The sequence below is a fragment of the Dyella japonica genome (assembly GCF_040545895.1).
GTDB classification, from domain to species: Bacteria; Pseudomonadota; Gammaproteobacteria; order Xanthomonadales; family Rhodanobacteraceae; genus Dyella; species Dyella japonica_D.
The window spans coordinates 104,735-124,770 of sequence record NZ_JBEPMU010000006.1 but is presented as its reverse complement, the minus strand read 5'-3'; the positions used below and the strand labels follow the sequence as shown (position 1 = coordinate 124,770).

The 20,036-nt window shown below is 64.7% G+C and carries 18 protein-coding genes; 14 read left to right on the top strand and 4 right to left on the bottom strand.

Annotated features, from left to right (window positions below):
- Position 1: 1 nt before the first annotated feature.
- The 4 genes from ABIC75_RS18640 (at position 2) to ABIC75_RS18625 (ending at position 3,908) form a co-directional block, all read left to right on the top strand.
- Positions 2–769, top strand: a complete 768-nt coding sequence (locus tag ABIC75_RS18640; RefSeq protein ID WP_354015401.1) for a class I SAM-dependent methyltransferase — start codon at positions 2–4, stop codon at positions 767–769.
- Positions 770–771: 2 nt separating this feature from the next.
- Entirely contained in the window at positions 772–1,809 is a 1,038-nt protein-coding gene (locus tag ABIC75_RS18635; RefSeq protein WP_354015400.1) for a quinone-dependent dihydroorotate dehydrogenase, read from the top strand.
- Between the two features lie 10 nt (positions 1,810–1,819).
- Complete coding sequence (murB, locus tag ABIC75_RS18630) at positions 1,820–2,839, top strand: UDP-N-acetylmuramate dehydrogenase (RefSeq protein ID WP_354015777.1); 1,020 nt, start codon at positions 1,820–1,822, stop codon at positions 2,837–2,839.
- Between the two features lie 97 nt (positions 2,840–2,936).
- A complete protein-coding gene (locus ABIC75_RS18625; protein ID WP_354015399.1) occupies positions 2,937–3,908 on the top strand; it encodes a glycoside hydrolase family 43 protein in 972 nt (323 codons plus the stop codon).
- Between the two features lie 4 nt (positions 3,909–3,912).
- Here the strand turns inward: ABIC75_RS18625 and ABIC75_RS18620 are convergent, their stop codons facing one another.
- Positions 3,913–5,151, bottom strand: a complete 1,239-nt coding sequence (locus ABIC75_RS18620) for an MFS transporter (RefSeq protein ID WP_354015398.1) — start codon at positions 5,149–5,151, stop codon at positions 3,913–3,915.
- Between the two features lie 125 nt (positions 5,152–5,276).
- Between ABIC75_RS18620 and ABIC75_RS18615 the strand changes: the two genes are divergently transcribed.
- The 3 genes from ABIC75_RS18615 to ABIC75_RS18605 all read left to right on the top strand — a co-directional run bounded on the left by ABIC75_RS18615 (position 5,277) and on the right by ABIC75_RS18605 (position 9,050).
- Positions 5,277–6,059 carry an AraC family transcriptional regulator gene (locus tag ABIC75_RS18615; protein WP_354015397.1) on the top strand — a complete coding sequence of 261 codons (783 nt, stop codon included), beginning with the start codon at positions 5,277–5,279 and terminating at the stop codon, positions 6,057–6,059.
- A 217-nt stretch (positions 6,060–6,276) separates the two neighbouring features.
- Positions 6,277–8,457, top strand: a complete 2,181-nt coding sequence (ppk1, locus tag ABIC75_RS18610; RefSeq protein ID WP_354015396.1) for a polyphosphate kinase 1 — start codon at positions 6,277–6,279, stop codon at positions 8,455–8,457.
- A gap of 188 nt (positions 8,458–8,645) precedes the next feature.
- The gene (locus ABIC75_RS18605; RefSeq protein ID WP_354015395.1) at positions 8,646–9,050 is read left to right on the top strand and encodes a hypothetical protein; all 405 of its coding nucleotides are present in this window, start codon (positions 8,646–8,648) and stop codon (positions 9,048–9,050) included.
- A 146-nt stretch (positions 9,051–9,196) separates the two neighbouring features.
- On the opposite strand, the gene ABIC75_RS18600 is transcribed toward ABIC75_RS18605, so the two are convergent.
- Positions 9,197–9,748, bottom strand: a complete 552-nt coding sequence (locus ABIC75_RS18600; protein WP_354015394.1) for an NADPH-dependent FMN reductase — start codon at positions 9,746–9,748, stop codon at positions 9,197–9,199.
- A 319-nt stretch (positions 9,749–10,067) separates the two neighbouring features.
- Between ABIC75_RS18600 and ABIC75_RS18595 the strand changes: the two genes are divergently transcribed.
- Positions 10,068–11,807 (top strand): GGDEF domain-containing protein, encoded by a 1,740-nt coding sequence (locus ABIC75_RS18595; protein ID WP_354015393.1) that lies wholly within the window; start codon positions 10,068–10,070, stop codon positions 11,805–11,807.
- A 75-nt stretch (positions 11,808–11,882) separates the two neighbouring features.
- Positions 11,883–12,317 (top strand): VOC family protein, encoded by a 435-nt coding sequence (locus tag ABIC75_RS18590; protein ID WP_354015392.1) that lies wholly within the window; start codon positions 11,883–11,885, stop codon positions 12,315–12,317.
- 1 nt (position 12,318) lies between these two features.
- Here ABIC75_RS18590 and ABIC75_RS18585 read toward each other — a convergent pair whose 3' ends face one another.
- Entirely contained in the window at positions 12,319–13,218 is a 900-nt protein-coding gene (locus ABIC75_RS18585) for an AraC family transcriptional regulator (protein WP_354015391.1), read from the bottom strand.
- A 197-nt stretch (positions 13,219–13,415) separates the two neighbouring features.
- On the opposite strand from ABIC75_RS18585, the gene ABIC75_RS18580 reads away from it, so the two are divergent.
- The 5 genes from ABIC75_RS18580 to ABIC75_RS18560 all read left to right on the top strand — a co-directional run bounded on the left by ABIC75_RS18580 (position 13,416) and on the right by ABIC75_RS18560 (position 19,196).
- Positions 13,416–15,341 (top strand): CocE/NonD family hydrolase, encoded by a 1,926-nt coding sequence (locus tag ABIC75_RS18580; protein ID WP_354015390.1) that lies wholly within the window; start codon positions 13,416–13,418, stop codon positions 15,339–15,341.
- Positions 15,342–15,541: 200 nt separating this feature from the next.
- Positions 15,542–16,210 (top strand): TetR/AcrR family transcriptional regulator, encoded by a 669-nt coding sequence (locus ABIC75_RS18575; RefSeq protein ID WP_354015389.1) that lies wholly within the window; start codon positions 15,542–15,544, stop codon positions 16,208–16,210.
- Positions 16,200–17,171: an HlyD family secretion protein gene (locus ABIC75_RS18570; RefSeq protein ID WP_354015388.1), complete on the top strand. Its 972-nt coding sequence runs from the start codon at positions 16,200–16,202 to the stop codon at positions 17,169–17,171. Before ABIC75_RS18575 ends, ABIC75_RS18570 begins: the two co-directional genes overlap by 11 nt.
- A gap of 7 nt (positions 17,172–17,178) precedes the next feature.
- Positions 17,179–18,108, top strand: a complete 930-nt coding sequence (locus tag ABIC75_RS18565) for an ABC transporter ATP-binding protein (protein ID WP_354015776.1) — start codon at positions 17,179–17,181, stop codon at positions 18,106–18,108.
- Positions 18,105–19,196, top strand: coding sequence for an ABC transporter permease (locus ABIC75_RS18560; RefSeq protein WP_354015387.1), 1,092 nt, complete (start codon positions 18,105–18,107; stop codon positions 19,194–19,196). The genes ABIC75_RS18565 and ABIC75_RS18560 overlap by 4 nt, the downstream gene beginning before the upstream one ends.
- A gap of 90 nt (positions 19,197–19,286) precedes the next feature.
- On the opposite strand, the gene ABIC75_RS18555 is transcribed toward ABIC75_RS18560, so the two are convergent.
- Positions 19,287–19,745 carry a DUF3761 domain-containing protein gene (locus tag ABIC75_RS18555; RefSeq protein WP_354015386.1) on the bottom strand — a complete coding sequence of 153 codons (459 nt, stop codon included), beginning with the start codon at positions 19,743–19,745 and terminating at the stop codon, positions 19,287–19,289.
- Positions 19,746–20,036: the final 291 nt, after the last annotated feature.

Sequence of the window (20,036 nt, the reverse complement as noted above, 5' to 3'; positions counted from 1 at the left end):
CATGACCGACCTCAAGTCCACCGAACGTTTCAGCGACCGCGTCGCCGACTACGTGCGCTTTCGACCCGACTATCCAGTGGCCATGCTGCAATGGCTGCAGAGCGAATTCGGCGTGACGCCGCAGTGGCTGGTGGCCGATATCGGCGCAGGCACCGGCATTTCCAGCAAGCTGTTTCTGGACGGCGGCTACCACGTGATCGCGGTGGAACCGAATGCACCGATGCGTGCGGCAGCCGAGAGCTGGCTGGGCGATGACGAACGCTTCAAGGCCATCGACGGCCGCGCCACCGCCACGGGCCTCGACGATGCCAGTATCGATCTCGTCGTTGTCGCGCAGGCGTTTCACTGGTTCGACCACACGGCCACGCGCGCCGAATTCCAGCGCATCCTGCGCCCCGGTGGACTGGCGGCGATCATCTGGAATTCGCGTCGGCTGGTCGGCACGCCGTTCCTGGAAGGCTACGAGGCCTTGCTCAAGCAATACGGCACCGATTACACCAGCGTGGCCGAACGCTACGGCGACGAACCGACCATGCGCGCGTGGTTCGGCGACGGCTATCTCGGCATGGGTCGCTTCGACCACGGCCAACGCCTCGACTACGAAAGCCTCAGCGGGCGGCTGCTTTCTTCATCGTACGCGCCGCGAGAAGGCCATCCCAACCATGAGCCGATGATGCGCGCGCTGCGCGAGTTGTTCGATCGCAGCGCGGTCAACGGGCGCATCGGCTTCGACTACGACACCGTCATCTACGTGGGCCAACTGTCCTGACTATGTACGACCTCATCCGCCCATTGCTGTTCGCGCTCGATGCGGAAACGGCGCATCGCGCCACGCTCTACGGCCTCGACGTGGCCCACCGCAGCAACTTCCTGCATCGGGTGGCCAAGCCGCCGGAGGACCTGCCTACCACCGCATTCGGCATTCGTTTTCCCAATCCAGTCGGCCTCGCCGCCGGCCTGGACAAGAATGCCGATCACCTCGACGCGCTGGGTGCGCTGGGCTTCGGCTTCGTGGAAGTGGGCACCACCACGCCGCGGCCGCAGCCGGGCAACGACAAGCCGCGCATGTTCCGCCTGCCGAAGCACGAGGCGGTGATCAATCGCCTGGGCTTCAACAACGCCGGTGTCGATGCGCTGGTGCGCAACGTGCAGAAGTCGAGCTATCGCGGCGTGCTCGGCATCAATATCGGCAAGAACAAGGACACGCCCAACGAGAAGGCGGTGGACGATTACCTGTTCTGCCTGGAACGCGTCTACGCGCTGGCCAGCTACATCACGGTCAACATCTCCTCGCCCAACACGCAGGGCCTGCGCGACCTGCAGGAAGAGGCCACGCTGCGCCGCTTCATCGAAACCCTGCGCGAAGCACAGGAACGCCTGGGCTCGCAGAGCGGCGCGCGCAAGCCGATGCTGCTGAAGATCGCGCCGGATCTCAGCGAGACCGAACTCGATGCCATCGCCGATGTATTGCTGGCCGCGAAGGTGGACGGCGTGATCTGCACCAACACCACCATCGATCATTCGTCAGTGGCAGGCGATCCGCATGGCAACGAAACCGGCGGCCTTTCCGGCAAACCGCTGTTCGAGCGCTCCACGGCGGTGCTGCGCGGCATGCGCCAGCGCGTTGGCAACCAGCTGGGCATCGTCGGCGTGGGCGGCATTCTCGACGGCAGCGATGCGGTGGAGAAGATCAGCGCCGGCGCGTCGCTGGTGCAGCTCTATTCGGGCATGGTCTATCGCGGTCCCGCGCTGATTGCCGAATGCGTCAACGAAATCCGCCGCCAGCAGGAAAACATCCATGCTGCCTGAACGCATCGACATGGGTGGCTACACGCTGATCGAGAATGCATCGCTGGCGTCGCGCAACACGCTGCGCGTCAATGCGAAGGCCCGGTTGCTTGCCGAGATCCACGATGCATCCAAGCTCACCGAACTGCTGGATTTCCCCGCCGTTCGCGACGGCAAGCTGCTGGTGCTCGGTGAAGGCAGCAACGTGCTGTTCACCGGCGATGTCGATGGCACCGTGCTGGCCATGGCCACGCGCGGCGTGCAGGTGGAGCAAGACGGCGAAGTCGCGCGCATCGCGGTGGCCGCAGGCGAACGCTGGGACGATTTCGTGCGCTGGACGCTGGGCCAGGGTTTCGCAGGGCTGGAAAACCTGATCCTGATTCCCGGCACCGTGGGCGCCGCGCCGATCCAGAACATCGGCGCGTACGGCACGGAAGTGGCCGAGTTCATCGAAAGCGTGGAAGCGTGGGACACCAAGGAGCGTCGCGTTGCCGTGCTCGATCGCGCCGCCTGCGCCTTCGCCTACCGCGACTCGGTGTTCAAGCACGAACCGGGACGCTACATCGTCACCGCCGTGCGTTTCGCCCTGCCCCGCTCCCGCGAGTTGCGCCTGGACTATGCCGGCATCCGCGAAGAACTGGCGCGGATGGGCGTCGACAAGCCCGCGCCATTCCACGTGGCCGAAGCGGTGATCCACCTGCGCACGAAGAAGCTGCCCGACCCGGCGGTCATCGGCAATGCAGGCAGTTTCTTCAAGAACCCCATCGTCGACGCTTCCCTTGGCGAGGCGATCAAGCGCGACCATGCCGAACTGGTGTCATGGGTCGGCAGCGACGGACGCTGGAAGCTCTCGGCCGCGTGGCTGATCGAAAACAGCGGCTTCAAGGGTGAGCGCGAAGGCGATGCGGGCATTTCCAACCGACACGCCCTGGTGCTTGTGAATCACGGCCGTGCCACGGGCGGCCAGTTGTGGGCCTTTGCGCAGAAAGTGATCGATGGCGTACACGCGAAATTCGGCGTGAGGCTGGAGCCGGAGCCGGTGGTCGTCTGACCACCGTTCGCCGACGCGCTTTATCGGCGCGTCGTTCTTCCCGAAAAATTTTCTGATGCGCTAGCCTCGGGAACATCTCCCTTGCCGGATTTCCTGCATGCGCATTCGCCATCTGCTGGTTCGCATCGCTTTTGCCATCACCTTGGCGTTTGCCGCCGTTGCCCAGGCAGGCAACCCGGTGTTTCCTGGTTGGTATGCCGATCCGGAAGCGGCGATTTTCCAGAACCAGTACTGGATCTACCCCACGACCTCCGAGCGTTACGCCGAGCAGACCCGCTTCGATGCGTTTTCCTCCAGCGATCTCGTGCACTGGACGAAGCACGAAGGCGTACTGCGCATGGCCGACGTGCCGTGGGCGAAGAAGGCGATGTGGGCGCCCGCGATGGCGCAGAAGGACGGCAAGTACTACTTCTTCTTCGCTGCCAACGACATTCAGAGCGACAAGGAATTGGGCGGCATCGGTGTGGCGGTAGCCGATCATCCGGAGGGCCCCTACAAAGACCTGCTCGGTCATCCGCTGATCGATGCTTTCCACAATGGCGCGCAGCCGATCGATCCGTTCGTGTTCCACGACGATGATGGCAGCTGGTACATGATCTACGGCGGCTGGAAGCACGCCAACATCGTCAAGCTCAAGCCGGATTTCAGCGGCGTCGAAACCATGCCGGACGGCAAGGCTTATCACGAGATCACGCCCTCGCCGGAATACGTGGAGGGCCCGTTGATGTTCAAGCGCAACGGCAAGTACTACTTCATGTGGTCCGAGGGCGGCTGGACCGGCCCGGACTATTCGGTGGCCTACGCCATCGGCGATTCGCCCATGGGTCCGTTCAAGCGCATCGGGAAGATCCTGCAGCAGGATCCGAAGATCGGCACGGGTGCGGGGCACCACTCCGTGTTCCATGTCGCGCGCGACGACAGTTGGTTCATCGTCTATCACCGCCATCCGCTGGGCGACACCGATGGAAACCATCGCGAGGTGTGCATCGACCGCATGGTGTTCGATGCGGATGGAAACATCCTGCCGGTGAAGATGACCCGCGAGGGCGTGCCGCCGCACGCCCTCTGATGTCTCAAGCTGCCTTGCGTTCGAGGTTGGGCAGGAAGGCGGTGATGATGCCGATCAAGGGCAGATAGGCGCACAGGCCGTACACGTATTCGATGCCACGCGCATCGGCGATGTGTCCCAGCACGGCGGCCCCGATGCCGCCCATGCCGAACGCGAAACCGAAGAACAGGCCCGACACCATGCCCACGCGGCCGGGAATCAATTCCTGCGCGTAGACCAGAATGGCCGAGAACGCCGAGGCCAGGATCAGGCCGATGATCACGGTGAGTACGCCGGTCCAGAACAGGCTGGCGTGCGGCAGGATCAGCGTGAACGGCGCGACGCCGAGAATCGATGCCCAGATCACCCACTTGCGGCCGATGCGGTCGCCCACCGGTCCGCCGATCAGCGAACCGGCCGCCACGGCGAACAGGAACACGAACAGGTGCGTCTGCGCGTTCTGCACCGACACGCCGAACTTGTGGATCAGGTAGAACGTGTAATAGCTGCTGAGGCTGGCCAGATAGAAATACTTGGAGAAAATCAGCAGGCCCAGGATCAGCAGCGACCACGACACCTGCGCCTTGGTGAGCACCATGTGCGAGGCACGCTTCGCCTTTGCCTTGCCGCGCACGGCGTGGTGATCGCGATACCAGCGGCTCACCTGCAGCAGCACCACCATGGCAAGCAGCGCCGCCAGCGAGAACCACGCCACGCTGCCGCGCCCGCGCGGCACGATGATCCACGCAGCGAGCAGCGGGCCCAGCGACGCGCCGGCATTGCCGCCCACCTGGAACAGCGATTGCGCCAGACCATGGCGTCCGCCGGAAGCCATGCGCGCCACGCGCGAGGATTCCGGATGGAACACGGACGAACCGGTACCCACCAGCCCCGCAGCCACCAACAGCATGGTGAAGTTCGGCGCGGTGGCAAGCAGCAACAGGCCGCACAGGGTGAAGCCCATGCCTACTGGCAACGAGTACGGCATCGGCTTCCTGTCGGTGACCAGGCCTACTGCCGGCTGCAGCAGCGAGGCGGTGATCTGGTAGGTCAACGTGATCAGGCCGATCTGCGCAAAGCTGAGGTTGAAGCCGCTCTTGAGGATCGGATAGATCGCCAGGATCAACGACTGGATCATGTCGTTGAGCAGGTGCGAGAAGCTGATCGCACCCAGGATACGGAATTCGGTGCCGTGCTCGGCGGTGGTGTCGGCGCGGACGCTGGACGGCGCAGCCAACGGCATGTCTTCGACGCGGGTTTGCATGGGGACTCGCAGGGGCGGATGTGGCAAGACGACGCGGTTGCGCCGCCAGGATGCACACCTTAAAGTGGCCGATGTCGGCCCGCAAACACCATTGGGTCAGTTTCCGTCGAAAATGGGCCAAAGCCGTGCGTAACGCCCGCGCCGAAACGTATGACCGCACGCCCCGTGACGTGATCGCCACGGGCAACGAGTATCCCCCACACCACGTGCTTCCGCCGCACTCGCACCGCCGCGGCCAACTGCTTTACGCCTCCACCGGCGTGCTCACCACCATCACCGGCGAAGGCAGCTGGGTGGTGCCGCCTCGTCGTGCGCTGTGGATTCCCCCTGGCGTATCGCACGAAGTACACATGAGCGGGCCGGTCTCCACGCGCAGCGCATACGTGACGCCGGAAGCCGTGGCGCAGGCCGGACTTTCCTTGCGCTGCCAGGTCATCAGCGTCTCTCCCTTGCTCCACGAGTTGCTGATGGAAGCAGTGGATCTGCCCGCCGAATATGACCTCGATGGTCGCGACGGTCGTGTCATGGCGCTGCTGCTGGATGAAATCCGCCGCATGCCGGTGCTGCCGCTCAGTACGCCGCTGCCGCGCGAGAAGCGCCTGGCCGTACTCTGCCGCGATCTGCTCGAACAACCGTCGCAGGAAGTGAAGATCGACGACATGGCGCAGCGTGCCGGCATGAGTCGGCGCCATTTCACGCGCACGTTTCGCGAGGAAACGGGCATGAGCTTCACCGCCTGGCGGCAACAGGCATGCCTGCTCTCGGCGCTGACCCGACTCAGCAACGGCGAGGCAATCACGCAGGTGGCGGTGGATCTTGGCTACGGCAACCCCAGTGCTTTCACCGCGGCCTTCCGCCGCGTGCTCGGCATGGCGCCGAGCCGTTATCTGGCGACGCCGCAGGCCTGAGCGGGCACTCCCACCACGCATGAGCTGCATCACGGCCCCATAACATTCGTGTATGCACTGTCACAGACTCGTCAGATGCGGCGGGCAACATGTCGAACATGTGACGGCGCACATCCGCGCTTTCCTGCCATGGCCCGGTCGCAATCGGCGGCTTACCATGCTTTCCATTCGCGGATAGCGCTGCCTTGCGCGCGCCCGCCCATCGAACGGTGAAACGATGAGTACCGATGTTGTCCGAACCAGCGCAGAGCGCGACGCCTCCCTCACCGACAAGGCGCCTGTCGCGCACGTCGATGCGCCCGCCGCCAGCGTCCCGCCAGACCTGAACGATCCGTCCCTCTACATCAATCGCGAACTGTCGCAACTGCAGTTCAACATCCGCGTGCTTGAGCAGGCGCTGGACGAAAGCAAGCCGATCCTCGAACGGCTGAAGTTCCTGCTGATCTTCTCCAGCAACATGGACGAGTTCTTCGAGATCCGCGTGGCGGGCCTGAAGAGCCAGATCGCCTTCGATCACGAGATCGTCGGTTCCGATGGCGTGGCGCCGCGCAAGGCGCTTGCCGAGATCAGCGAGATCACGCACAAGCAGATCGAGCGGCAGTACGCGATCCTCAACGACAAGATCCTGCCGGTGCTGGCCGAGCATGGCATCCGCATCGTGCGTCGCAACGAGTGGTCGCACAAACAGAAGCTCTGGGTGCGTCGCTACTTCCGCCATGAGGTGGCGCCGCTGGTGACGCCGATCGGCCTGGACCCCACGCACCCGTTCCCGCTGCTGGTCAACAAGAGCCTCAACTTCATCGTGCAGTTGGAAGGCACCGATGCGTTCGGCCGCGATTCGGGCCTGGCCATCGTGCCAGCGCCGCGCGTGCTGCCGCGCCTGATCCGCCTGCCCGACGATGTGTGCGAAGGCGGCGACAACTTCGTGCTGCTGTCCTCCATCATCCACGCGCACGCCGAAGAACTGTTCCCCGGCATGTCCGTGCGCGGCTGCTACCAGTTCCGCCTCACCCGCAACGCCGACCTCACCATCGATCCGGAAGACGTCGAGGACCTGGCACGCGCACTGCGCGGCGAGTTGTATTCACGCCGATTCGGCGACGCCGTGCGCCTGGAAGTGGCGGACAACTGCCCGGTCGAGCTCACCGATTACCTGTTGAAGCAGTTCGGCCTCACTGCCGCCGAGATGTACGAGGTGAACGGCCCGGTGAATCTGGCGCGCTTGTTTGGCCTTGCCAGCAAGATCCAGCGACCGGAACTGCAGTACCCGCCGTTCACGCCGTCCATTCCCAAGGCGTTGAAGAAAGCCGAGGACCTGTTTCAGGTGATCGGTCGCCAGGACGTGCTCCTGTTGCACCCGTACGAATCGTTCGCGCCGGTGGTGGATCTGCTGCATCAGGCCGCGAAAGACCCGAACGTGCTGGCGATCAAGCAGACGCTGTATCGCAGCGGCGCCAATTCCGAGATCGTCGACGCGCTGGTGGACGCTGCACGGGCCGGCAAGGAAGTCACCGTGGTCATCGAGCTGCGCGCGCGCTTCGACGAAGAGTCGAACCTGTCGCTCGCCTCGCGCCTGCAGCAGGCCGGCGCCATGGTGATCTACGGCGTGGTGGGCGTGAAAACGCACGCCAAGCTGATGCTCATCCAGCGCCGCGAAGGGGAGGAACTGGTGCGCTACGCACACCTTGGCACCGGCAACTATCACACGGGCAATGCGCGCCTCTACACCGACTACAGCCTGCTCACCTCCGACCAGGCGCTATGCGAGGACGTGCACAAGCTCTTCAGCCAGCTCACCGGCATGGGCAAGTTGCTGCAGATGAAGAAGCTGTTGCATGCGCCGTTCACGCTGAAGAAATCGCTGCTGGAAATGATTGCGCGCGAGACCGCGCACGCGGCGGCGGGCAAGCCCGCGCAGATCATCTTCAAGATCAATGCGGTCACCGACGCCAAGATGATACGCGCGCTCTACAAGGCCAGCATGGCCGGCGTGAAGATCGACCTGATCGTGCGTGGCATGTGCTGCTTGCGTCCCGGCGTGGCGGGCATCTCGCACAATATCCGCGTGCGTTCCATTGTGGGCCGCTTCCTGGAACACAGTCGCGTGTACTGGTTCCTCAACAATGGCGACGAGCAGTTTTATCTGGCCAGCGCCGACCTGATGGAGCGCAACCTCGACCGTCGCGTGGAAACGGGCTTCCCGGTGGAAGGCAAGAAGCTGCACAGCCGCCTGAAGAAGGAACTGGAGCTGTATCTCTCGGACAACACCAGCGCGTGGTTGTTGAACACCGAGGGCCGCTACTCGCGCAGCCGCCCCGCCACGAACCAGACGCCACGCAATGTCCAGACGCAGCTGCTGGAGAAGCTCTGCGGCTCGGGTGCCGGCGGGGACGTGTAGTTCGCGGACATCGCTCTCCGATAGCTCTTGTAGGCCTATTCTCAGAAGCGGCGACGAAAGCCGCGCAGCGATTGTAGTGGTTCACCTTCGTTGTCGAAAAACCTTCGCCTACTTCGCCGCCTGTAGCGGATTCGTATGGTAGCTCCGATATCCATTGGCCAACCCGGCCAGCATCTTCGGAGCTTTCCATGCGCAAGATCATCGCAGCCATCGTCATGACCGGCCTGGTCGGACACGCCTTCGCCCAGAATCAGCCGCAGGCCGATCAGGATCAGAACAAGAAAGGGGCTGCAGCCGTACCTTGCATTGCCGGTGGCGCCGGTTCTCGCCAGGACGACCAGCAGCAGAATGACGACGATGATCGCCGCCGTGGCGGTGCCGTCCTGATGCCATGCGAGGGCGCAGCAGGCGCCAGCGCAGCTGCCGTGGGCAACCTCACGCCGCTGTATGTCGGCGCGGGCGTGGTCGGCGCGGCCGTCATTGCCGGCGCGATGAGCGGCGATGGCCACAGTCACAATGACCGCCCCCCGGCCGGTGGTGGCGGCGGCACCGGCGGTACGGGCGGGACGACCGGCACCACCGGCACGCATTGATTCCCCACCGAGCACAAGGTCCCTCGGTCGAGAATGGTTGATCCCCCATCACCGACCACACCCTGAGGTGCACCTGGGCCGCATGCGCCGACCCTGTCCTGGCAGGGTCGGCGCATGATGTTTGATAAAGCCATACCGTGTGAAAGCTAGCCGTGTCGCCTTACCCAGGCGACATAGCGATCGACGAAATCCTGCAGGAATTTCGCGGTGCCCTCGTTGCCGATCCTGCCATCGGCGTCGAACAGCCCTTCCTTGTTCTGGATGAACACTTCCGGCTGTGCGAGCGTGGAAACGTCGAGATACGCCAGCACATTGCGCAGATGCTGCTGGGCAAGCGCCGTGCCCTGCGCCCCCACCGAAACGCCGATCACGGCCGCCGGTTTGCCCGCGAACGAATTGGTGCCCCACGGGCGCGAGGCGATGTCGATGGCGTTCTTGAGCACGCCGGGAATCGAACGGTTGTATTCCGCGGTGACGAACAACAGCGCATCGGCGGCTTTGATCTCGTCTTTCAGCCGCTGGCATTCCGCGGGATAGTCGGGATCGAAATCCTGGTTGTACAGCGGCAGGTTGTCGATGCGAACGTGGTCGAAACTGAAGTCGTCCGGTGCCAGCCTTTCCACCGCGCGGGCCAGCTGACGATTGAACGAATCCTTGCGAAGGCTGCCGACCAGCAGCGCCACTCGGATCTTGCTCATGCCTCTCTCCTGGGAACCCATGGGGGCGGGGAAAGGGGGAGGATGGCATCGCAGGCAGTGAAACCCTCGTGATAAGGCCTATCACACGGGCGCTTCGGCCTTGTGGCATGCTGGTCCCCTAGCCTTCCATACGGCTCGACGTAAATCGCGTCACCTGATCCAGCGAGGCGGGCCGCGTAGGCCCATCTCGACACAAGCAAGGACGACGCCCTGCCCGCGCCACCGGTAACGCGGGTTTCTACTCACAGGGACGACCGGATCGGCCATGAAGCTGCGCATGCCTCCAGGACAGGAGCCGTGCGAAGAAGGGGGACCGGTAATGGTTGGGGCTATCGCGACCACCGCGACGCGTGGCGTCGGGCGGATGCTGGGCATCCTCGCCCTGGCGTTGCTCGCCTTCGCGGCGCACGCCGGTACGGCCCTGACCGGTGCCTCGCGTGCCGTCGTGCCAGGCGATACTGCGCAGTCGGTGCTGGACGCCTACCGCCGGGGCGAGTTCGCCAGCTTCGATCCCAATCTACTTCAGCGTTTCTCCCGGTCTGGACTCGGTACCTGGGTGGTGCTGCAACCGCAGCCGCCGCTGGTGAGCGAAGAGCGGGTACTTTCCGTCTATCCGCCGCCGCTGGCCGCCGTCACGCTGTTCAACGCCGATGGCACCTCGCTGCGGATGTCGCTCGACGACTTCCTCGCCAGCGCCCACGGCAATGGCCGCCTCGCTTACCGAATCACCGTCGATACGCCGGCATCCGCACCGATCCTGCTGAAGATCGAGCCGGGAGCGATCACCCATGCCGTGGCGAGTTTCCACCTGCAGTCGTGGAACGAATACCTGCAGACCGATTCGCAATGGCTCGCTTTCGCCAGCGCATGTTTCGCGGTCATGGTGGCCATGGCGTTGATGGCGCTGTGCCTGGCGCTGATGCTGCGCGACAGCACCTTCGCCTGGTATGCCGGTTACGTGCTTTGCTACGCGCTGATCCAGGGTGTCCAGACGGGGTATCTGTTCCATCCGCTGGAATTGACCTGGCTATCTGGCGCCGCCGCCATGATCAGTTCGTCGGCCATGGCGCTGTCGCTCGCCTTTGCCGCCATGTTCGTTTCGCGCTTCTGCGAATTGCCGCGCTACGCACCGGTGCTACAAACCCCCATCGTTGCGCTTGCCGTCGGCATGCCGCTGGTGGTGGTGCTCGACAACAGCCAGGTCGCGGTGTTGCAGCAAACGGCGCAGGTGCTGGTGACGCCGCTGCTGGTCATTGGCACGTTGCTGCTGCTGGGTGCCGCCATCGTCGCAGCCGTGCAGGGTTCGCGGCCCGCGTGGTTCTTCCTGGTGGGCTGGACGCCCTTGCTTGCCCTCACCGCGCTGTACAGCTCGCAGATGACCGGCGTGCTGCCGGACGTCACCTGGCTGGGCGATGCCTGCCTCGCCGCGGGTGCCTTCGAAGCCGTCGTGCTGTCGCTGGGCCTCGCCGATCGTGCGTTGATGATGCGGCGCGATCGCCACATGGTGCAGGAACTGGCCGATACCGACGCCCTCACCAACGTGCTCAATCGCCGCGCGTGGACCGAAAGCATGCGCAAGGTCCTTGCCAGCGCAGGCTCGCAGCCGATCGCGCTGCTATTCCTCGACCTCGATCACTTCAAGATGCTCAATGACCGGCAAGGCCACGCCGCGGGCGATCGCGCGCTGGTGGCCGTGGCCGAAGCCTTGCGCAACGAGCTGCGCCCGCACGATCTGCTGGGGCGCTATGGCGGCGAGGAGTTCGTGGCCATGCTGTTCGGCGTGGCGCAGAACCAGGCGATGCAGGTGGCCACGCGCCTGTGCCGTCGCGTGCATCGGCTGGATATTCCGGTGAACCAGGACGGCCTGGTGCTCAGCGTGAGCATCGGTATCGCCATGCATACGCCGGAAGACACAGTCGATTCGCTGGTCGAGCGCTCGGACCTGGCCATGTACCGGGCCAAGCTGGCCGGCCGCAACCGCGCCAGGCTCGATGAAAAGCTGGAGCCCCCCATTCGCCGCAGTTGGCCCCGCGCGGTGGAAAACGACCGCACGCCCTGACTGACTCGGAAAATCGACAAGACACGGCCACGGCACGGGCTACGCTGTGAGCATCCTCGTCCACGGAGCAAAGCCATGAGCACGCCCCGGGTTTCCGGCAGCACCATCATTCCCTGTCTGCGCTATCGCGACGCGCACGCGGCCATCGACTGGCTGTGCAAGGCCTTCGGTTTCCACAAGCAAGCCGTCTATGACGATGACAAGGGCGGCGTGGCGCACGCGCAGCTCACCTATGGCAATGGCATGCTGATGCTGGGCTCGGTGAACGACAACGACTTTGGTCGCCGCATGGTGCAGCCCGACCAAGTGGATGGCCGCGAGACGCAATGCCCCTGCGTGATCGTGAAGGATTGCAGGGCGCACTACGAACAGGCCAAGGCCGCCGGCGCCACCATCATCGACGAGTACGCCGAAAAGGAATACGGCGGCGCAGGCTACAGCTGCCGGGACCTCGAAGGGCATCTGTGGTGGTTCGGCAGCTACGATCCATGGGCCGAGCAGGCGGGCTGACCTATCTGCCCATGTCGCACGGCGCGACCGGCAAATAGACGTCCGCGCGCAGGACGGCTTCCGGTACTTCTTCGGGATCATCGAAGAAACGGCGGAATGGAAGTACATCGCGCAGCACGTAGCCGCTGTCCGGCAACCACTGCTCGATCAGGCGATCGGACAACGCAGTGAGATGGTCGTACGGACCCACGTGGCGCCAGCGCGCCCACAGCCCGCCACCGAGTTGCAGGGGATAGGCGGATCCATCCACATGGCCGTCGATGGCACCCAGGTCGAGTGCGCAGTCGTAGCTGCCCTGGCCGGGCACGGCGTCCAGCGCGTCATCGTGCGGGATACCGTAGATGCCCGCCAGCCGCTCGAGCAAGGCATGATCGGCCGCCCAGGCATAAAGACGTCCATAACTTTTCGCCAGCTCGCGGTAGTCGCCTTCGTGACGCGTGGCGATCACGCGGAACGGTTCCACCGAGACCACCTCCACCTGAAATGCCGGGGCCGCCGCATCGGCATCCACGGCGGGCCGCCGAAGTCGGTGCATCGCGGCATCCAGTTGCTCCTTCTGCCCACGCAACTCGCTCGGCGTCGCGCCGAGGGCCTGGCGGAACGCGCGCGCGAAAGCCTGGGGCGTTTCGTAGCCTACCGACAGCGCGGTCTCGGTCACCCGTTCCGCCGGTTCCGCGAGCAGCCGCAGGGCGCGCAAGAGACGCAGCCGCGCCACCGTCTGGCCCACCGTCTCGCCGGACAGGGCGCGATAGATGCGGTGAAAATGGAACGGGGAAAAATGCGCGACGGCCGCAAGCTGCGACAGCTCCGGCAAGGGGCCGCCCTGCTCCACCGACGATTGCAACACCGCGACGACGCGGTCGATGCGCTGCAAATAATCCTGGCGTGTATTGGCTTTCATGGCTCGGCTTCCTGGGGGAGTGGGAGCCAGTGTGGCCGGCGAGGGCGATGGCAACAGTCCCATTCTTGCGCAATCGGGCGTATAGGCAGGAAGTCATGGTGGGAGCCCGGAGGCTGCTCGCTTACAGTCCCTTGTGAACCACCCACCCGCTTCACTCACCGGAACGGCCCATGCCTGGCCGTTTGCCTGGAGGATTCATGTCCATTCGCCGCACCTTGCTCGCCGTCGCCACCTTCAGCGCCTTCGCTGCCACGCTTGCGCACGCGCAGACGGCACCGCTCACGCCTGATGTTCCGTCCAAGGCCTTCGTTGCCGATACCGCGAGCTACGACTACGTGAAGCGCGAGGTGATGATCCCGATGCGCGATGGCGTGAAGCTGCATACGGTCATCGTGATTCCGAAGAACGCACGCAACGCGCCGATCCTGCTGACGCGCACGCCGTACGACGCGAGCGGTCGCGCCGAGCGCTTCGTGTCCCCGCACATGGATGCCACGCTGCCGCAGGGCGACGAGGTATTCGTGCACAGCGGCTACATCCGCGTGTTCCAGGACGTGCGCGGCAAGTACGGCTCCGAGGGCGACTACGTGATGACGCGGCCGCTGCACGGTCCGCTCAACTCCAGCGACGTGGATCATTCCACCGACGCCTACGACACCATCGACTGGCTGGTCAAGAACCTGCCCGAATCGAACGGCCGCGTGGGCATGCTCGGTTCCTCGTACGAAGGCTTCACCGTGGTGATGGCGCTGGTCCACCCGCATCCGGCGCTCAAGGTGGCCGCACCGGAAAGCCCGATGGTGGATGGCTGGATGGGCGACGACTGGTTCCACTACGGCGCGTTCCGCCAGACCAACTTCGACTACATCTACGGCCAGACCGCGCAGAAGGGCAAAGGCGGCAGCATGGGCCGCGCGGGCTACGACGACTACACCAACTTCCTCAACGCCGGTTCCGCAGGCGACTACGCGCGCAGCCGCGGCTTCGAGCAGCTGCCGTTCTGGCGCAAGCTCGACGAACATCCGTCCTACGATGCGTTCTGGCAAGGCCAGGCATTGGACAAGGTAATGGCCGAGCAGCCGCTCACCGTGCCCACCATGTGGCTGCAGGGCCTGTGGGACCAGGAAGACATGTGGGGCGCCATCCACAGCTACGCCGCCACCGAATCCAAGGACAAGGGCAACGACAAGAACTACCTCGTGATGGGTCCGTGGCGCCATAGCCAGGTCAACTACGACGGCCGCTCGCTGGGTCCGCTGCAATGGGATGGCGATACCTCGCTGCAGTTCCGTCGCGATGTGCTCAAGCCGTTCTTCGATCAATACCTCGTGGCCGGCGCGCCCAAGACCAACACACCGCCGGTGCTGATCTACAACACCGGCGAAAACCATTGGGATCGCTACAAGTCCTGGCCGCTCAGCTGCGACAAGGGCTGCGCGAACAAGCCCAAGTCGCTTTACCTGGGCGCCAACGGTGCGCTCTCCTTCAATGCGCCGGCGACGGATGCGCCGAAGTACGATGAGTACGTCTCCGATCCCGCCAAGCCCGTGCCCTACCAGCCGCGTCCGGTGCATTTCGCCGACCACGACGCGTGGACGCGCTGGCTGGTCAACGACCAGCGCTTCGTGGATGGACGTCCGGACGTCCTTACCTATGTGAGCGAACCGCTGACCGCGCCCGTCCACATCGGCGGTGCGCCGCAGGTGAACCTATACGCCTCCACCAGCGGCACGGACAGCGACTGGGTAGTGAAGCTGATCGACGTGTATCCGGACACGGTGCCTTCCAACCCGGAGATGGGCGGCTACGAACTGGCCGTGTCGCTGGACATCTTCCGCGGCCGCTACCGCACCAGCTTCGAACATCCGCAGGCGCTCACGCCCGACCAGCCGCTGCTCTACAGCTTCGGCTTGCCCACCACCAACCATGTGTTCCAGCCGGGCCACCGCATTATGGTGCAGGTGCAGTCCAGCCTGTTCCCGCTGTACGACCGCAACCCGCAAAAGTACGTGCCGAACATCTTCGACGCGAAACCCGGCGACTATCAGAAGGCCACGCAGCGCGTGTGGCATACACCGGGCACGGCCAGCTCCATCAGCCTGCCGGTGGTGCCTGGCGGCTGAGCTTCAACCCATCGCTTGGTTCCAAAGGCCGGCCTAGTGCCGGCCTTTTTCTTTGGCTTGTTTGTCCGTCATTCCGGCGCAGGCCGGAATAACGAGCCAGGCCCCACCTCGCACTGGCCGCAAGCGGCTCCGAATCCCACATCAATCTCTTTCACACCAACCACTTGCAAATTAATTAAAGCTATGATTAATTAAAAGACATGACGATCAAAACCACTCCCCCGAAGCCCGCCAAGCGCCGTTCCCCCGGGCGTCCCACCACGGACAGCCCCGACTTGCGCGCCCGCCTGATCGAAGCGGCGCTCGCCTGCTTCGTGCGCGACGGCATCGCCGCCACCTCGTTGCGCAGCATTGCCAAGGAAGCCGGCGTCACACCCGCCATGCTCAATTACTACTTCGGCAGCAAGCTGGCTCTACAGGACGCGGTCTTCGCGGAACGCCTGCTGCCCGCGGTAATGACCCTGCGCGAGATGGTGGCCGGCGTGGGCGACGACGTGCACGCGATGGCACGGCAATTCGTGCAGGGGGTGTTGGGGCTGGTCGATACCTTTCCCTGGTTTCCCTCGCTGTGGGTCCGCGAAGTGCTGTGCGAAGGCGGCGCGCTGCGCGAGCTTCTGCTCTCGCGCATCGGCCCCGAATTGCCGCAGATGCTGGCCGGCCGCTTTGCGCAGGCGCAGCAGAACGGGCAGCTCAATGCCGCGCTCGATCCGCGCCTGCTGGTGGTGTCGCTGATCGGACTCACGCTGTTCCCTGCCGCCAGTGCACCGATCTGGCGGCAGATATTCCAGGCGGACCTGGGCACGGAGGTCTTGGTTCGCCACGCACTTGCCCTGCTTGGACACGGCATGGAGCCCGCTCATGAAAACTGATCGCCGCTTTCGCATCGCTTTGATCGCCGCGCCGCTGCTGCTCGCGGGATGTCACAACGCGCCACCCGACGTGCTCGGCACGGTGGAATTCGACCGCATCACCCTGCCCGCGCCCGCCGCGGAGCACATCGTGAAAATCGATGTGCGCGAAGGCCAGTACGTCCCCGCCGGCACGCGCATCATGCAGCTCGAAACCACGCGCACGCAGGCGGCGCTCGACACGGCGCGCGCCGACCTGCAACAACAGCAACAGGCCTTGCTGGAACTCCAGCGCGGGCCGCGCGAGGAATTGATCCGCCAGGCACGCGCCAATCTCGTGGGCGCGCAGGCGCAATCGCGCGATGCGAATGCCTACTACCAGCGGCTTGCCGCGCTGGGCACGCAACAGTTCGTCGCCGCAGCCGACCTCGACCGCGCCAAGGCTTCGGCCGGCAATGCCGACGCGGCCGTCGCCGCCGATCGCGCCGCACTCGATCAACTGCTCAACGGATCGCGCGTGGAAGACGTGGCACAGGCACGCGCCGCGGTCGCTGCGGCCACGGCCAACGCCGCCTCCCGAGCGGTCGACCTGGACAAGCTCGACTTGACCGCACCGCGCGACGTGCGCGTGGACAGCCTTCCCTACAAGCTGGGCGACCAGGCCCAACCGGGCACGCCGCTGGTCATCCTGCTCGCCAGCGACACGCCGTATGCGCGCATCTACGTGCCGTCTTCGCTGCGCCCGTCGATCAAGGTGGGCGACAAGGCGGTCGTGCACTTGCACGACGGAACGCGGCAGTTTCACGGCACCGTGCGCATGATCCGCAGCGAACCCACCTTCACGCCCTACTACGCGTTGAACGGCGAGGACGCCACGCGACTGAGCTATCTGGCGGAGATCGCCCTTGACACCGATGCACGCGATCTTCCGCAGGGCTTCCCGGTCGCGGTGGCATTCCCGGGCAAGAGCAGCCATGACTGAGTCTGCTATCCACGTGCGCGGATTGACCAAGCGCTTTGCTGCGCTGGTCGCCGTGAACGGTGTGAACCTCGACGTGCCGCGCGCCTGCGTGTACGGCTTCCTCGGCCCGAACGGCTCGGGCAAGTCCACCACCATCCGCATGCTGTGCGGGTTGTTGACGCCGAGCGAAGGCGACATCGACGTGCTGGGCCTGCGCGTTCCCGAACAGGCCGAAGCGTTGAAGCGACGCATCGGCTACATGACGCAGAAGTTCTCGCTGTTCGACGACCTCTCGGTGCGCCAGAACCTGGAGTTCCTCGCTACCGTGCAAGGCCTCTCGCGCCACGACACGCGCACGCGCGTCGATGAGTTGTTGAAGCGCTACCACCTGGACGATCGGCAGGAACAACTGGCCGGCACCATGAGCGGCGGCCAGAAGCAGCGCCTGGCGCTCGCCGGCGCCATCGTGCACAAGCCCGAGCTGCTGTTCCTGGATGAGCCGACCAGCGCGGTCGATCCCGAATCGCGCCGCGATTTCTGGGAAAAACTGTTCGAACTTGCCGACGCCGGCACCACCATCCTCGTCTCCACGCACTACATGGACGAGGCCGAGCGCTGCCATCGCCTCGCGTTTCTCGACACCGGCAACCTCGTCGCCGACGGCACACCCAAGGAGCTCACCGACAAGCTGCGTGGCCGCACCTTCGTCATACGCGCCCAGTCGCCTCGCCAGGCCAAGGCAGCGCTCGATGGCCATCCCGACGTATTGAGCGTGGCCCAGATCGGCAACGAACTGCGCGTGCTGATGCGCAAGGACAACGTCACCGTGGATGAACTGCGCGGCGCGACGCACGACGTCGATGCCACGATGGACATCGAAAGCGTCACGCCGAATCTCGAAGACGTCTTCGTCGTCGCCACGCGCAAGCATGCGCAACGCGAGGAGCAAGCCGCATGAACCTCCGACGGCTGTGGGCCATCATGGTGAAGGAGCTGCGCCAGCTTCGGCGCGACCGCATCACGCTCGCCATGATCATGGGCATGCCGATCCTGCAATTGGTGCTGTTCGGCTACGCGATCAATCTCAACCTCCGCAACCTGCCGGCCGCCGTGGCCGACCAGGCGCAGACCACCGGGTCGCGCGCCGCCGTGCAGGACTTGCTGGCCAGCGGCGTCATCGCACTGAGCGCCAACGCGCAGTCTCCACAGGAACTGGTCGACCTGCTGCGCGAGGGCCGCATCAGCGTGGGCATCGCCGTTCCGCCGGATTTCGAACGCCGCAAGCTGGATGGACGCGAAGCCATCCAGGTGATGGTCGACGGCAGCGACAACGTCGTGCAGTCGGCGGCCGCGCAACTGGCGCAATACCCGCTCAACCAGCCGGACAATTTCCATGCGCGCGCGCAAACGCCGATCAGCGTGGTGAGCTTCTACAACCCGGAGCGACGTTCGCCGGTCAACATCGTGCCGGGACTCATCGGCGTCATCCTCACCATGACCATGGTGCTGTTCACCGCCGTGGCCATCGTGCGCGAAACCGAGCGCGGCAACATGGAGTTGCTCATCACCACGCCGCTCAGCCGCACCGAACTGATGATCGGCAAGGTGCTGCCGTATGCGGCCATCGGCCTGGTGCAGACCACGGTGGTGCTGTTGCTGGGCGTGTGGCTGTTCCGCGTGCCCATTCGCGGCAGCCTGTGGGACGTCTACATCGCCTCCAGCCTGCTGATTCTCGCCAACCTCTCGCTTGGCCTGCTCATTTCCACGCGGGCACGCTCGCAGTTCCAGGCGATGCAGATGACGTTCTTCGTCTTTCTGCCGTCGATCCTGCTCTCGGGTTTCATGTTTCCCTATGCCGGCATGCCGGAGCCGGCGCAGTGGATTTCCGAGGCGCTGCCGTTGACGCACTTCATGCGCCTGATACGCGGCATCATGCTGCGCGGCGCCGACATCAGCGATCTGTGGCACGACGGGCTCGCGCTGGTCGCCTTCATCGCGATCATGCTCACGTTGGCCATTCGCCTGTTTCATAAGCGTCTGGACTGAAGGGCAATCGCCAGAACGTGTTTACTCGCGATCCCTTCGAGCTGAAAAAAAGGCCCGCCTGAGCGGGCCTTTTTTCAGCGCAACGGCGTCCTACTGCGTACACGCCTTGCCGTGATCCGCGTGATATCCCTTGGCCTTCGCGTCGGCCTCGCTCATGTACGCGCCGGCCTTGGTCTTGCCGTACCACTTGTCACCCTGGCAGTGATAAACCTTGCTGCTGTCGTTCACCCACACCATGCCCGGACCACCGCCCGGCGCCGCATTTGCCGGCGGCTGCGGACCCGCGGGCTTGGCGGCCGCAGCCGGCGCTGCCGCCGCGCTCTTGCTGGCGGGAGCAGTGGCTGCCGCGGGAGCTGCCGCAGGCGCCGCGGCCGGTGCGGCGGTGGCTGCCGCGGTGTACCACTCCTTCACGCCCTGGTGGCCAGAGCACGCGCCCTTCTTGGTGGCGTGGTTGGTGTAGCTGCCGTCCTTGCACTGTCCCGTCGAACCGGCGGGCGCGGCGGACTGCTGTGCGTAGACGGCCGGTACGGCCAGAAGACCTGCAAGCAAGACTGCGATCAAACCATGCGATTTCATCTTCGATCCCTCCCGTGCGATTCGCCTGCCCCGTGGGGAACATGCCTGCCTGGCGGGAATGTTCCCCTTCGTGCCATCCGCATCGACGAATGCATCGCGAGTGCGTGGCACTTCCCAAGCGCCTCGGCGCCTGCGCGCACACTATGCGCCGGCCTCGTGACGCTTCATCACGCTGCCGCACGCGGCGTTTATCTGGCGTGATGCCATTTCGCAACTTTCTACGACGAGGGCCGCATCGCGCCATGCGGGCGATGCGGCCCGGGC